General features: G+C 59.6%; 12 protein-coding genes and 2 tRNA genes. 4 read left to right on the forward strand and 10 right to left on the reverse strand.

The annotated features are described in order from the left end of the window. Positions 1-114: 114 nt before the first annotated feature. Together UB23_RS23550 and UB23_RS23555 are read right to left on the reverse strand one after the other, a co-directional pair. Positions 115-191, reverse strand: a tRNA-Asp gene (locus UB23_RS23550). Between the two features lie 19 nt (positions 192-210). Beyond that, positions 211-286, reverse strand: a tRNA-Val gene (locus UB23_RS23555). Between the two features lie 161 nt (positions 287-447). Between UB23_RS23555 and rdgC the strand changes: the two genes are divergently transcribed. The 3 genes from rdgC (at position 448) to sugE (ending at position 2,922) form a co-directional block, all read left to right on the forward strand. Continuing rightward, the gene (rdgC, locus tag UB23_RS23560; protein WP_045061665.1) at positions 448-1,368 is read left to right on the forward strand and encodes a recombination-associated protein RdgC; all 921 of its coding nucleotides are present in this window, start codon (positions 448-450) and stop codon (positions 1,366-1,368) included. Between the two features lie 154 nt (positions 1,369-1,522). Then, entirely contained in the window at positions 1,523-2,488 is a 966-nt protein-coding gene (locus tag UB23_RS23565; RefSeq protein WP_045061666.1) for a bile acid:sodium symporter family protein, read from the forward strand. A 119-nt stretch (positions 2,489-2,607) separates the two neighbouring features. Next, complete coding sequence (gene sugE / locus UB23_RS23570) at positions 2,608-2,922, forward strand: quaternary ammonium compound efflux SMR transporter SugE (RefSeq protein ID WP_045061667.1); 315 nt, start codon at positions 2,608-2,610, stop codon at positions 2,920-2,922. A gap of 87 nt (positions 2,923-3,009) precedes the next feature. On the opposite strand, the gene UB23_RS23575 is transcribed toward sugE, so the two are convergent. From UB23_RS23575 to UB23_RS23605, 7 genes are all read right to left on the reverse strand, one after another. Beyond that, entirely contained in the window at positions 3,010-3,771 is a 762-nt protein-coding gene (locus tag UB23_RS23575; RefSeq protein WP_209012727.1) for a TenA family transcriptional regulator, read from the reverse strand. Positions 3,772-3,849: 78 nt separating this feature from the next. Then, positions 3,850-6,309: an EAL domain-containing protein gene (locus UB23_RS23580; protein ID WP_045061669.1), complete on the reverse strand. Its 2,460-nt coding sequence runs from the start codon at positions 6,307-6,309 to the stop codon at positions 3,850-3,852. Positions 6,310-6,414: 105 nt separating this feature from the next. Next, positions 6,415-8,193 carry an ABC transporter ATP-binding protein gene (locus UB23_RS23585; protein WP_177328590.1) on the reverse strand — a complete coding sequence of 593 codons (1,779 nt, stop codon included), beginning with the start codon at positions 8,191-8,193 and terminating at the stop codon, positions 6,415-6,417. Between the two features lie 31 nt (positions 8,194-8,224). After that, complete coding sequence (locus tag UB23_RS23590) at positions 8,225-8,827, reverse strand: DsbA family protein (RefSeq protein WP_177328591.1); 603 nt, start codon at positions 8,825-8,827, stop codon at positions 8,225-8,227. A 40-nt stretch (positions 8,828-8,867) separates the two neighbouring features. Further along, the gene (trhO, locus tag UB23_RS23595; RefSeq protein ID WP_045061672.1) at positions 8,868-9,809 is read right to left on the reverse strand and encodes an oxygen-dependent tRNA uridine(34) hydroxylase TrhO; all 942 of its coding nucleotides are present in this window, start codon (positions 9,807-9,809) and stop codon (positions 8,868-8,870) included. A gap of 200 nt (positions 9,810-10,009) precedes the next feature. Continuing rightward, positions 10,010-10,309 (reverse strand): BolA family protein, encoded by a 300-nt coding sequence (locus UB23_RS23600; RefSeq protein WP_045061673.1) that lies wholly within the window; start codon positions 10,307-10,309, stop codon positions 10,010-10,012. A gap of 12 nt (positions 10,310-10,321) precedes the next feature. After that, positions 10,322-10,843 (reverse strand): DUF2059 domain-containing protein, encoded by a 522-nt coding sequence (locus tag UB23_RS23605; RefSeq protein ID WP_045061674.1) that lies wholly within the window; start codon positions 10,841-10,843, stop codon positions 10,322-10,324. Between the two features lie 192 nt (positions 10,844-11,035). Between UB23_RS23605 and UB23_RS23610 the strand changes: the two genes are divergently transcribed. Then, positions 11,036-12,430, forward strand: a complete 1,395-nt coding sequence (locus UB23_RS23610; protein ID WP_045061675.1) for a class II fumarate hydratase — start codon at positions 11,036-11,038, stop codon at positions 12,428-12,430. Positions 12,431-12,562: 132 nt separating this feature from the next. On the opposite strand, the gene UB23_RS23615 is transcribed toward UB23_RS23610, so the two are convergent. After that, the gene (locus UB23_RS23615) at positions 12,563-13,522 is read right to left on the reverse strand and encodes a DMT family transporter (RefSeq protein WP_045061676.1); all 960 of its coding nucleotides are present in this window, start codon (positions 13,520-13,522) and stop codon (positions 12,563-12,565) included. Positions 13,523-13,580 lie beyond the last annotated feature (58 nt).

Consider the following 13,580-nt stretch of genomic DNA (forward strand, 5'->3'; position numbering starts at 1 on the left):
CCGGTGAAACGACACACCCTGCAGGAACAACGTACAAACTTGAGGCAGAAAAAAACCCGCCTAAGCGGGCTTTTCCGTGGTGACCTGGCGTTCAGCGTTCCAGATTACCGAATATGGCGCAGCGGACGGGACTCGAACCCGCGACCCCCGGCGTGACAGGCCGGTATTCTAACCGACTGAACTACCGCTGCGCGTAACACTGAATGCGAATGGTGGGTGATGACGGGATCGAACCGCCGACATTCTGCTTGTAAGGCAGACGCTCTCCCAGCTGAGCTAATCACCCTTCGCGTTCGGTGTGGCGCGCATTCTACGGAGCACCCCCCTCTCTGGCAAGCACTTTTTAAAATAATTTTCCGAGCCCTTCCAAAGGCTTAGAGAAGGGTTGGCCTATGGCACCGCGAAGAGAATAATGCCCCCCTTTGCATATAAGGAGAGACTCACCCCATGTGGTTCAAAAACCTGCTTATCTATCGCCTGACCCAAGATCTGCCTTTTGATGCCGAAGCGTTGGAAACTGCACTGGCCACCAAACAGGCGCGTCCATGTGCAAGCCAGGAGTTGACCACCTACGGCTTCGTTGCGCCGTTCGGCAAGGGCGAAGATGCGCCCCTGGTCCATGTCAGCGGCGATTTCCTGCTGATCTCGGCCCGCAAGGAAGAGCGCATTCTGCCAGGCAGCGTCGTACGTGACGCGGTCAAGGAAAAGGTCGAAGAGATCGAGGCCGAACAAATGCGCAAGGTCTATAAAAAGGAACGCGACCAGATCAAGGATGAAATCATCCAGGCCTTCCTGCCGCGCGCATTTATCCGTCGTTCGTCCACCTTTGCTGCCATCGCGCCAAAACAGGGGCTGATCCTGGTCAACTCCGCCAGCCCGAAACGCGCCGAAGACCTGCTCTCCACCTTGCGCGAAGTCATCGGCACACTGCCAGTGCGCCCGCTGACCGTGAAGATGTCGCCGACCGCCACGATGACCGAATGGGTCACCACCCAGAAAGCGGCGGACGACTTCTTTGTGCTGGACGAGTGCGAGCTGCGTGACACCCATGAAGATGGCGGCATCGTGCGCTGCAAGCGCCAGGACCTGACCAGCGAAGAAATCCAGCTGCACCTGAGCACCGGCAAGGTGGTTACCCAGCTGTCGCTGGCCTGGCAGGACAAGCTGTCTTTCGTCCTCGACGACAAGATGGTGGTCAAGCGCCTGAAGTTCGAAGACCTGCTGCAGGATCAGGCGGAACAGGACGGAGGCGAAGAAGCCCTCGGCCAGCTGGACGCCAGTTTCACCCTGATGATGCTGACCTTCGGCGACTTCCTGCCAGCATTGGTGGAAGCATTGGGCGGAGAAGAGACGCCTCAGGGAATCTGATCATGTAGATCGGCAGCGCCTGTAAAGATCGCAGCCTTCGGCAGCTCCTGCATTGGAATGCGTTTCCCGTACAGGAGCTGCCGCAGGCTGCGATCTTTTTTGCAAGCAGCGTATGCTTAGCTCCCTAACGCTTTCATACAATAAGGATCAGGCCATGCGCGCACTGGCTGCATTGAGTCGCTTTGTCGGCAACACCTTCGCCTACTGGGTACTGATTTTCGCCGTGTTAGCGTTCCTCCAGCCCGCTTGGTTCGTCGGTCTCAAGGTGGCCATTGTGCCGCTGCTGGGGCTGGTGATGTTCGGCATGGGCCTGACCCTCAAGCTCGAAGACTTCGCTGAAGTGGCCCGCCACCCGTGGCGAGTGGCGCTCGGCGTAGTCGCGCATTTCGTGATCATGCCCGGCATGGCGTGGTTACTGTGCCAGGTGTTCCAGTTGCCGGCGGAAATCGCCGTAGGCGTCATTCTGGTCGGCTGCTGCCCGAGTGGCACGTCCTCCAATGTCATGACCTGGCTGGCCCGCGGTGACCTGGCGCTGTCGGTGGCTATCGCGGCAGTGACCACCCTTCTCGCCCCGCTGCTGACCCCGGCTTTAATCTGGTTGCTGGCTTCGGCCTGGCTGCCGGTGTCTTTCATGGAGCTGTTCTGGTCGATCCTGCAAGTAGTGCTGCTGCCGATCGTGCTCGGCGTACTGGCTCAGCGCGTGCTCGGCGAGCGGGTTCGTCACGCAGTGGAAGTACTGCCGCTGATTTCGGTGGTCAGCATCGTGATCATCGTCGCCGCCGTGGTGGCTGCCAGCCAGGCGAAGATTGCCGAATCGGGTCTGTTGATCATGGCCGTAGTGATGCTGCACAACAGCTTCGGTTATCTGCTGGGCTATTTCACCGGCCGTCTGTTCAAGCTGCCACTGGCCCAGCGTAAATCCCTCGCGCTGGAGGTGGGCATGCAGAACTCTGGCCTGGGTGCCGCGCTGGCCAGCGCGCACTTCTCGCCACTGGCAGCGGTGCCCAGTGCCTTGTTCAGTGTTTGGCACAACATTTCGGGGGCGCTGCTCTCGACCTGGTTCCGGCGGATGAGTGAAAAGCAGGACCGTGAGACCGCCATGCGGCAAGTCACTGACTGAGCCGGAAACTTGATCCCCAGGTTAATAATGGGCACCATACTGCTCATCGCGAGGACGACCTTGCGGCTCGATCGAGTCATTTACCTGGGGACGACCCCGTCAATCGATGGAGGTCTTACATGTCCTGGATCATTCTGTTTTTCGCCGGCCTGTTCGAAGTAGGCTGGGCGGTGGGCCTGAAGTACACCGACGGCTTCAGTCGTCCGCTTCCCACGGCCCTGACCATTGCAGCCATGGCCATCAGCCTTGGCTTGCTGGGCCTTGCCATGAAGGAGCTGCCGCTGGGCACCGCTTATGCCATCTGGACGGGCGTCGGCGCTGTCGGCACCGTGATCGCCGGGATCATCCTTTTTGGCGAGTCCATGGCGCTGTTCAGGCTGGCCAGTGTCGCCCTGATCATCGCCGGGCTGGTCGGACTCAAGATCAGCGCCTGAGCCAGCGTGGCGGCTATGAAAAAGCCCGCCCCCACTGTCGATCGGACAGCAGGGGCGGGCTATTTTTTTGCAGCAGATATCAGTCGATCAACTTTCCGCCAGCGCCATGCGCTCACGGGTAACCGGCGCCCGTTCCGCGTGCTCAAGCTGCATGCACCGTTCCAGGAACAAGTACATGTAGTCATAACTCTTGCGAATCGCCTGGCGTAACTCAGCCTGCAATGCCTCGCTCGGATTCAGGCCCGCCAGGGTGCAGATGATTTCCAGCGCCTCCCACGGGTGGGCGTCGTCGTACTGGGCGTGCATCTTCAGCCACTTCATGGCGCGCTTGCGCTCCTCTTCGGGGAAGGAGGCGGCATACACGCCATTGGAACAGACCACCGCTGACCACTCCCCCGTCGCCCCTTCAATGGCGTAGTTGGTCGCGGCGATGGCCACGATCAGCGAATCGGACGAACTGGTGTGCCAGCACCAGTGACTCAATGCATGAAGTTCAGGGGCGACAGTTTGTGCCTGCAACTCTTCCAGAGTTACGCCATGCGCCCGGCTCCAGTGCACCCAGTAGTCGGCATGATTAAGCTCCACTCGAATATTGCGCATCAACCAGCGCCGCGCCATGTCTTCGCCAGGGTGTCGGGCAAAGCGGGTCTTCGTCAGGTTCTGCGCCATATACAAGGCAAACTGTTCGACGACTGGCCAGCCACCAATGAGGTAGTGGCGCATGGTCTTCGCACTGAGTTTGTTGTCACGCAGCCGTTGATAGAGTTCATGTTCAACCACCCGGCGTTTGTTCTCGCTGCAGTCCTGAATCAGGCGTTGTGCCCAGTTCGGATAACTTGCAGCTTCCATGAGAGGTCCGGTTCTGATGAATGTGTCGATCACTGTCGAGCTCCTTTTGATTGTGATTTGAAGGATCGGCAAGATGTTTCAGCGAAAGGTGCCCGGCGCCTTGAATAACAAAGGCTGAGGCCTCGCCGGACGACTCTGCAAACTTTCACAGGTAAACAGGTGCGGGCGTTCAATCACATACCCTTGAGCATAATCGACCCCAATCTCAAGCAGTGCCTGCTCGATCTGTGGTGTTTCGACAAACTCGGCAATCGTGCGTTTACCCATTACATGACCGATGTGATTAATCACTTCGACCATGGCGAGGTTAATCGGGTCGTCCAGCATATCCTTTACGAAACTCCCGTCGATCTTCAGGAAGTCTACAGGTAAATGTTTCAAGTAGGCGAATGAAGACATTCCGGCACAAAAATCATCAAGTGAAAAATGGCAACCTAAACCTTTGAGTTCATTGATAAATCTAATCGCACTCCCCAAATTTGATATCGCACTGGTTTCAGTAATTTCAAAACAAATCATTTCAGGAGGGATTGAGTAAACAACAAACTGTTTACGCAGGAAGTTCAGAAATGCGTCATCTCCTATAGTAGTGCCTGACAGATTAATCGCACACATGGCCAAAGGGCCTTTGTGATTTTCCTGTATGCATTGCGCAATGATCTTGAATACGTTCTCCACTACCCAGCGATCAAGGGAAGTCATTAGCCCATAACGCTCCGCCGCCGGTATGAAACTGTCGGGTAGTATCATTCGCCCGGCTTCATCATGTAGACGCAACAGGATTTCAATATGTCCACCGCCCTCCTCTACATGCCCGAGCGGCGCGATCTGTTGGGCATAGAGGCAGAACCGGTTGTCTTCCAGGGCCATATGCAGGCGTTGTACCCAAGCCATCTCGCCAAAGCGCAGGGACAGCTCCGAATCATCGGCGTGGTAGACCTGAATGCGGTTGCGACCCTTCTCCTTGGCCATGTAGCAAGCCATGTCGGCGGCACGCAAAGAGGCTTCCAGGGTCGTTGGATGCTGAGTGACATGTACCAGGCCGATGCTGACAGTGGTCACGAATGGGCGGCCTTTCCATACGAAGTGCAGATTCTGAACCGTCTGACGCAGGCTGTCGGCGATCTTCTCGGCAGCTTCTGGCGCGCAGTTTTCCAGCAGAATGCCGAATTCGTCGCCCCCCAGCCTGGCCAGGGTGTCTCCCTCACGCAAACCTGACTGCAACAGGGCACAAATGTGCCGCAGCAACTCATCACCGGCCGCGTGGCCGCAGGTATCGTTGACCAGCTTGAACTGGTCCAGGTCGAGAAACATCAGCGAGTGACGCCCTGCCTGACGCGTCAGATTGTGCAGGGCCTGCTCCAGGCGGAACTCGAACTCGCGGCGGTTGGCGAGCCCGGTCAGGGCGTCGTGCGTGGCCTGCCACGAAAGATTGGCAATGTACTGGCGCTCCTGGGTCATGTCGTGCAGTACCAATACGGTGCCACTGACCTTGCCGGCGTTACGGATCGGCGCGCCCACCAATGTCACCGAAACAGTGCTGCCATCCAGGCGCTGGATCAGCTTGGAGTGCTCGCTGCCGCCCCTGAGCTGACCACTGAGGATATGTTCGATCAGGGTGAAACCTTCCGCCTGGGCATTTTCATCCAGCAAGTTGAACAGCGCCGCCAACGGCAAACCTGCGGCCTGTTCGGCTTTCCAGTGGGTCAGCGCCTCGGCCGCCGGGTTCATGTAGGCAATTGCGCCGTCGACGTCGGTCGTGATGACGGCATCGCCGATCGATTGCAGGGTGATCTGCGCCCGATCCTTTTCCAGCTGCAAGGCGTCGGCAAAGGCGTGGCGCTGCTTGAGCAGTTTGTGGGTGCGCATCAACGCCAGCGCAATCAGGCCCAACGCGGTGGCAAGGTTGATCACCAGCAGCAGGCGAAGGATCATTCGCGAGCCCTCGCCCAACGCATCACTAAAGGCCTTGGCCGCAGGCGTGACACCGTCATTGATCGCAAAAATCCGGTCTTTCCAGCGAGTGACGTCGGCATCCGACGCCTGGCCGTCGCTCATGCGCTGGTGCATTTCGCTGGCGACTTCATCGAGCTGCACCAGATAGGCGTCACCGACTGTCCACAGGTCGATGGCTTTTTCCAGATAGCTGAAATGGCGAAAATTAAGGTAGAGCCAGATCAGGCTGGACACATCGTCGGGGTGATTGCCCCCTTTGAGAATCGCCAGCCGGGCGGCCTCGAGGTTGGGCGGCTGGTGATCGAGGGCCAGGCGCAGCTCATGGCCGCCATGGGGCACGGCGATGGCGTTCTGATACTTGAGGAAAATCGCCTCGTCGCGATTTTCCGCGTAGAGGTTCAGGTAATAGATGGCGTCTTTCTGGCCTTTGGACCACAGGCTTTCACCGGCCACGTAGCCGCGAACCGCCGACAAAACATAAAGACTGAAGCCGCCCAGCAGCGCCTGAAATAACACGACGGCGATGAAAGGCCATACGATGCCCAGCAACCGTGGAGTTCCGAGAGTCCGCGTTTGATTCATGAGGTCCCTTGCATTAGCACTGCCAGATCATCATCCCGACGTGATCGCTACCCCCAGACTAGGGGGCGTTCTCGCTCCCGGCAAGTCAGAGCCCTGCTGACGAGGCTAGTGCTGCTGCAAATGCCCGTAAAGCTTGGCGTACAGACCACCGTCTGCAATCAGCTGCTGGTGATCGCCGTCCTCGGCGATCTGCCCCCCGTCGAACACCAGCACCCGGTCAGCCTGTTTCACGGCGGACAGCCGGTGGGCGATGATCAGGGTGGTGCGATGACTGAGGAAGCGCGTCAACGCCTGGTGCAGGTTGTATTCGGTGGCGGCGTCCAGCGCCGACGTAGCCTCGTCGAGGATCACTACCTTGGGCTCCGCCAGCACCATGCGGGCAATCGCCAGGCGCTGGCGTTGGCCGCCGGACAAACGCACGCCGGATCGGCCGACGATGCTGTCCAGGCCATTGGGTAATTCCCGTACTGTGTTATCCAGTTGGGCAATTTCCAGGGCCTGCCAGCAGGCTTCGTCGCTGCGTTCGCGGCCCATGGTCAGGTTGGCACGCACGGTGTCGTTGAATAGCGCGGGATGCTGCAGGACCACGGCAACATTCTCGCGCACGGTCTCCAGGCCGATTTCTTCCTGGGTCGAACCGCCGAAACGAATGGTACCGGCCAGGGGTGTGTACAGACCGAGCAGCAGTTGCACCAGTGTGCTCTTGCCACCGCCACTGGCACCAACGATCGCGACCTTTTCCCCCGGCGCGATCGACAGGTTCATCTTGTTCAGCACCAGCTCATCGCCATAACTGAAGCTCAGGCCCTGGACTTCGATGCCCACGGTTTCGCGACCCTGGAACGGATCGACGCCCCCCTCGTACTGCGGTTCGTCGGCTCGGGCGAGTAGTTCGTTGATCCGCGACAGGGCGCCGCCGGCTGCATAAAAGGCGTATTGCAGGTTCAACAGTTGCTCCACCGGGCCGATCATGAACCACAGGTAGCTGAAGACCGCGAGCATCTGGCCGATGGACAGGTCGGAAAACAGCACGGTGAGCATCGCTGCGGCGCGAAAGATGTCGATACCGAACTGGAACAGCAGGCCGCTGGCGCGGTTCGAAGCATCGGTTTTCCACTGCGAGGTGACTGCGTAATCCCGCACTTCCCGGGCGCGCTGCCCGAGTCGACCGAGGAAAAAGCCCTGGCGGTTGCCGGCACGGACTTCCTGAATGGAGTCGAGGGTTTCGGTGAGTGCCTGGGTGAAGCGCGAGGTGCTGTCGTTCTCCAGTTTCTTCAGGTGCTTGACCCGTTTGCCGAGCAACACCGTGGCGTAGATCACCAGCGGGTTGAACAGCATGATCAGCAGCGCCAGCTTCCAGTGCATCCACACCAGGATGCTCGCCGTGCCGACCAGGGTCAGCATGGCCACCAGGAAACGGCTGAGCGTTTCGCCAACGAATTTGTCGAGAGTGTCGAGATCGGTCACCAGATGCGTGGTGACCGTACCGCTGCCAAGGCTTTCGTACTCCCCCAGGGAAATTCGCTTGAGCCGCTCGATCAGGCGCAAGCGAATGCGGTAGACGATGTCCTTGGCCAGCGCTGCAAACAGGCGCGCCTGCACCACGTTGAACAACAGGGCGGCGCAACGCAGGCTCAGGGTAACCAGCAGCATCAGGCCTATGTAGCCCGCTGCTTTCTGCCAGTGCTCCGGCAGTGCGTGGTTCATGATCTTCAGCGCTGAATCGCCATGCCCCAGCAGCACCTCATCCACCAGCAGTGGCAGCAGCAAGGGAATCGGCACGCTGCACAAAGTGGCCAGGACCGCTACGCCGTTGGCGATCCACAAGGCTTTTTTATGCTGCAGGGCCAGGCGACGTATTTCGGCCCAGCTCAGTCGATCCATACGCTTGGGAGAGGGTTCATCGTCGGGCAGGTCATGCACAGGCGGCGCGCTCCAGCCAGCGGCCAAGCAATGGCGACAGCTCGCTGAGCGGTTGATAACCATTGGTCAGCAGCGCCAATTGCCCGTCCCGCTCGGCCAGCAATGTGGGGAAGCCGGCAATGCCAAGATCCTGGACCCAGGTGAAATCGGCGTCGGTCGCGGCGTGCTGCTCGGCACGGTCAAATGCCGCGGCGAACTCGATGCGCGGGACCCCCGCCTGCTCCGCCAACTCGACCAGGACACTGGCCTGGGTGACGTCGCGACCCTCGGCGTAGAACGCATGTTGAATCAAACCGAGCAATGTCCACGCACAATCGGCTGCCAGGCCACGCGCGGTCACGAGCGCCCGGCACGCGGGTTCGGTGTCGTAGACAAAGCCGTCGGGCAATGCACCCTCAAGCTTGAACGGCTGGCCGGTGGCATCAGTCACCGCCTGCCAGTGTTCGAGAATATAACGCCGGGTGGTCGGTTCCAGCGCCGAACCACTGCCGGTGCGCAAGCCGCCCACTACCAGATGTACCTCAACCCCGGCCGCGCGCGCCTGCTCGACCAGGGCTTGGGCCACCGGAGCAAAACCCCAGCACCAGGAGCACATCGGGTCCATCACATAGAGCAGGCGGCGCGCAGACATGGGATCAAGCCTCGGAAGGAGTTTGCTTGTAGTTGTAGCCAATCGGATGCGGCATGTTGCGCGCTTTCGCCAGTTCGATCTGCTTCTGCCGGTCGATGGCGCTACGGCGAGTCTTCTCGCTCAGCTTATCCCAGCAATGCGGGCAACTGATGCCCGGCACGTAGTGCTCGGATGCACGGTCTTGCACGCTCACCGGGGTGCGGCAGGCATGACATTGATCGTAGTCGCCTTCGCTGAGGTCGTGGCGCACCGTGACCCGGTTATCGAAGACGAAACAGTCGCCCTGCCATTTGGTTTCTTGCTGCGGCACCTCTTCAAGGTACTTCAGGATGCCACCCTTGAGGTGATAGACCTCATCGAAGCCCTGGCTGAGCATGTAGCTCGAAGCCTTTTCGCAACGAATGCCGCCGGTGCAGAACATCGCGACCTTCTTGTGCACGGCCGGGTCGAAGTGTTCCTTGATGTAGTCAGGAAATTCGCGAAAGCTGGTGGTCTTCGGATCGATGGCGCCCTCGAAGGTGCCGATGGCCACTTCGTAGTCGTTGCGGGTATCAATCAACAGCACTTCAGGGTCGCTGATCAGCGCGTTCCAGTTCTCTGGATCAACGTAGGTACCGACTTTTTTGTTCGGATCCACGCCTTCGACGCCCAGGGTGACGATTTCTTTCTTGAGCTTGACCTTGGTGCGGTAGAACGGCTGCTCGTCGCAGTACGATTCCTTGTGATCGATATCGTCCATGCGCGGGTCGTTCTTGAGCCAGGCCATGAGCCCGTCGATGCCTTCACGGCTGCCGGATACGGTGCCATTGATGCCTTCTTCGGCGATCAGCAGCGTGCCTTTGATGCCGTTGTCGACCATCGCCTGCAGCAAGGGCTCGCGCAGGGTGACGTAATCTTCCAGGGTGACGAACTTGTACAGTGCCGCCACAACAATCTGTTGTGTCATCGGGTGTTTCTCCAGGTGGCTACCCTCGTAAGGGGTGAACCGGATTCAAAAAAAACGCGCCGGGTTAGCGGCGCGTTGCGGATTCTAGCAAAAAAAATGTGGTTTCTGTAGGAGCAAGGCTCGCCCGCGATGGCAATCTCGAGGACGCTATCGCGGCAAGCCTTGCTCCCACACAAGCCGTGCACCTGCAGCCGGTGATCTCAGTGCTTGCTGCCGCCAGCACAGGTCGGCGAGGCCGGGGCCGCGTCCATCTGTGCCCATTCCTCAGGTGTATAGGTATGCAGCGCCAACGCATGAAACTCGCCCATCATCTCGCCAAGCGTGCCGTAGACTTTCTGGTGACGCTTGACGCGGTTGAGCCCTGCAAACTGCTGGCTGACGATCACAGCCTTGAAGTGAGTCTGCAACCCACGACTGTGCATGTGGCTCTCATCCAGCACTTGCAGGTGCTCGGGCTGTAACAGGCCCAGCGTCGACTCAATGCGTTGTTGCATGGTCATGCCCGACTCCGCTTAAGGCTTTTTCTTGGCAGGAGCTGCGCCCTTAGGCTCGAGCTCCGCGGTCATGTCAGCCAACAGTTTGTTGACCACAGGGACCGCGCTTTCCAGCTTGGCCTGAGTCATCTGCGCCGATTGCTGGGTCAGTTGCGGCATTTTTTCAAGGACTTTCTTGCCCAGTGGCGACCGGTAGAAAGCGACCAGGTCCTTGAGCTCCGATTCACTGAAGTTGGTGGTGTAGAGCTTGACCATGTCCGGCTTCAGCTTGTTCCAGCCAATGGCCTGGTCCAGCGCTGCGTTGGCCTTGGCCTGGTAGGTTTCCAGCAGGGCTTTTTTCGACTCGGGAGCTTTGGTCTGTTCAAAGCGCTGAGCGAACATTTGCTGCACTTGCATGTACACCGGAGTGCCCAGTTTGTCAGCGTGCGCCAGGGTCAGGAAAGCCTCGGCACTGGCGTTGTGGCTGGCGGTATCGGCAAAAACAGGGCCGCTGGCGCAAACCAGTGCAACCGCGGTACAGATGGCACGAAGACGAGTCATCGAGTTTCCTTTTCTAGCAGGCGAGGTAAAACCCCAAGGGCGTCCATTCTGCGCCTAAAAAAGTGTGTCACTCAACCCCAAGCCTTGTGGGGCCTAATTTAGAGGGGTCCAGCAGGCAATTTCGACACCGATGGAACCACCATGGACGATCACGGCCTAAACTGCGCTAACCGACTTACAGGAGTGTGCACGATGAGCCGTATCGAAACCGACAGCCTTGGCGAGGTGGAAGTCCCGGATGAGGCGTACTGGGGCGCTCAGACGCAACGCTCGCTGGTCAACTTCGCGATTGGCAACGAACGCATGCCACTGGCGGTGCTGCATGCGCTGGCCTTGATCAAGAAAGCCGCCGCACGGGTCAATGACCGCAACGGTGACGTGCCGGCCGACATTGCCCGCCTGATCGAACAGGCGGCCGACGAAGTGCTCGATGGCAGCCACGACGATCAATTCCCGCTGGTGGTCTGGCAGACCGGCAGCGGTACCCAGAGCAACATGAACGTCAATGAGGTGATCGCCGGTCGCGCCAACGAACTGGCCGGTAACCCGCGGGGCGGCAAATCGCCGGTTCATCCCAACGATCATGTCAACCGCTCCCAGAGTTCCAACGACTGCTTCCCTACCGCCATGCACATCGCAACGGCCCAGGCGGTGCAACAGCAACTGCTGCCGGCGATCAGCGAACTGTCCGGCGGGTTGGCGGAGCTCTCCGCCCGGCACATGAAGCTGGTCAAGACCGGGCGCACCCACATGATGGACGCCACGCCGATCACCTTCGGCCAGGAACTGTCGGCATTCATCGCACAGCTCGATTACGCCGAAAGAGCGATCCGCAGCGCGTTGCCCGCCGTCTGTGAACTGGCCCAGGGCGGCACCGCAGTCGGCACTGGGTTAAATTCGCCCCACGGTTTTGGCGAAGCGATTGCCGCCGAACTGGCAGCCCTTTCCGGCCTGCCGTTTGTTACGGCACCGAACAAATTTGCCGCGCTGGCAGGGCATGAACCTTTGACCACCTTGTCGGGTGCGTTGAAGACCCTTGCCGTCACCCTGATGAAAATCGCCAACGACCTGCGCCTGCTGGGCTCCGGGCCGCGTGCCGGTTTAGCCGAAGTGAAACTGCCCGCCAACGAGCCGGGCAGTTCGATCATGCCAGGCAAGGTTAATCCAACTCAGTGCGAAGCCTTGTCGATGCTGGCCTGCCAGGTCATGGGCAACGACGTGGCTATCGGTTTTGCGGCAAGCCAGGGACACCTGCAGTTGAACGTCTTCAAGCCGGTGATCATTCACAACCTGCTGCAATCGATCCGTCTGCTGGGCGATGGCTGCAGCAACTTCCAGCAGCATTGCATTGCCGGCCTGGAACCGGATGCTCAGAAAATGGCTGAACATCTGGAGCGTGGGTTGATGCTGGTGACGGCGTTGAATCCGCATATCGGTTATGACAAGTCCGCGGAGATAGCCAAGAAAGCGTATGGCGAAGGGCTGACATTGCGTGAGGCGGCGTTACAGCTGGGATACCTGACCAGTGAAGAGTTCGATGCCTGGGTACGGCCGGAGAATATGCTGGAGGCTGGGGCCAAAGGTTAAGTAACGCCGTGGCCGGTAGTCCTTCATCGCGGGCGAGCCGCGATCCCACAGGTCTGTGTTTAAGCACAGAACCTGTGTGCTAGCAAAAAACCTGTGGGAGCGCGGCTTGCCCGCGATGAACGATGACGCGGTCTAACTGGCCGCCAACCGCGCCCGCCGCGCCCTCAGTCCGGCAATCAATGAAGGCCCCAGCGCCACCAGCGCCGAGCCCAACACCACCAGCACGGCCCCGCCGTAGCCCAGGCCATTGATTGTCTCGGCATGCACGTACGCCGGCCAGAGCCATGCGGCCACAGCCACCGCAGCGAAGGTCACCAGCGGCGTGATCGCCAGCGTCGCACTCACCCGGGAAGCCTCCCAGTGGGCCAGCGCCTCGGCGAATGCACCGTAGGCAATCAAAGTGTTCATGCAGCACGCCAGCAGCAGCCAGCCCTGCAGCGGGCTCAGTTGCAGCACTTCCAGCGGATGCACCCAGGGGGTCAGCAGCAACCCGCAGAACAGGTAGATCACCATCATCACTTGCAGCGAATTCCATACCGTCAGCAGTTGCTTCTGCCCCAAGGCGTAGAAGGTCCAGACCGTGGAAGCCAGCAGGACCAGCAACACGCCGGCGGTGTAGTCGCTCAGGGAAGTCAGCAACTCACTCAGGCGCTGGTTGAAGAACAGCACGAAGCCGATCAGCAGCACCAGCAGCCCAATCCCCTGCCCGACGCTGAAACGCTCCTTGAACACAAACAGACTGGCGATCAGCAACATGATCGGACCCATCTGTACCACCAGTTGTGCCGTACCGGGGCTCAGGAGGTTCAGGCCCATCAGGTACAACACGTAGTTGCCGACCAGCCCCAGCACCGCCATCACCACCAGCCAGCCACCGCGCGGGCCGAGGACCTTGCGACTGGGCAGGCGCCTGGTGGCCGCCAGGTAGATGAACAGGCAGCTGCCGGACACCATCAGGCGAAACCAAGTCACCGTGACCGGGTCCATCACCTGCAGCACCTGCTTGAGCTTGATCGGCAGGATTCCCCACAACAGCGCGGTCAGCAAGGCCAGGAACAGGCCGTAGGCCCAGCGACCGGATGAAATGTGCATGCGTACCTCAACAAGGCCAGACGGCAAGAGTTGGTCATTCTAGGCCCATGCGCTGATG

The sequence above is a fragment of the Pseudomonas sp. ES3-33 genome (genome assembly GCF_000952175.1).
In the GTDB taxonomy this organism is placed as follows: domain Bacteria; phylum Pseudomonadota; class Gammaproteobacteria; order Pseudomonadales; family Pseudomonadaceae; genus Aquipseudomonas; species Aquipseudomonas gregormendelii.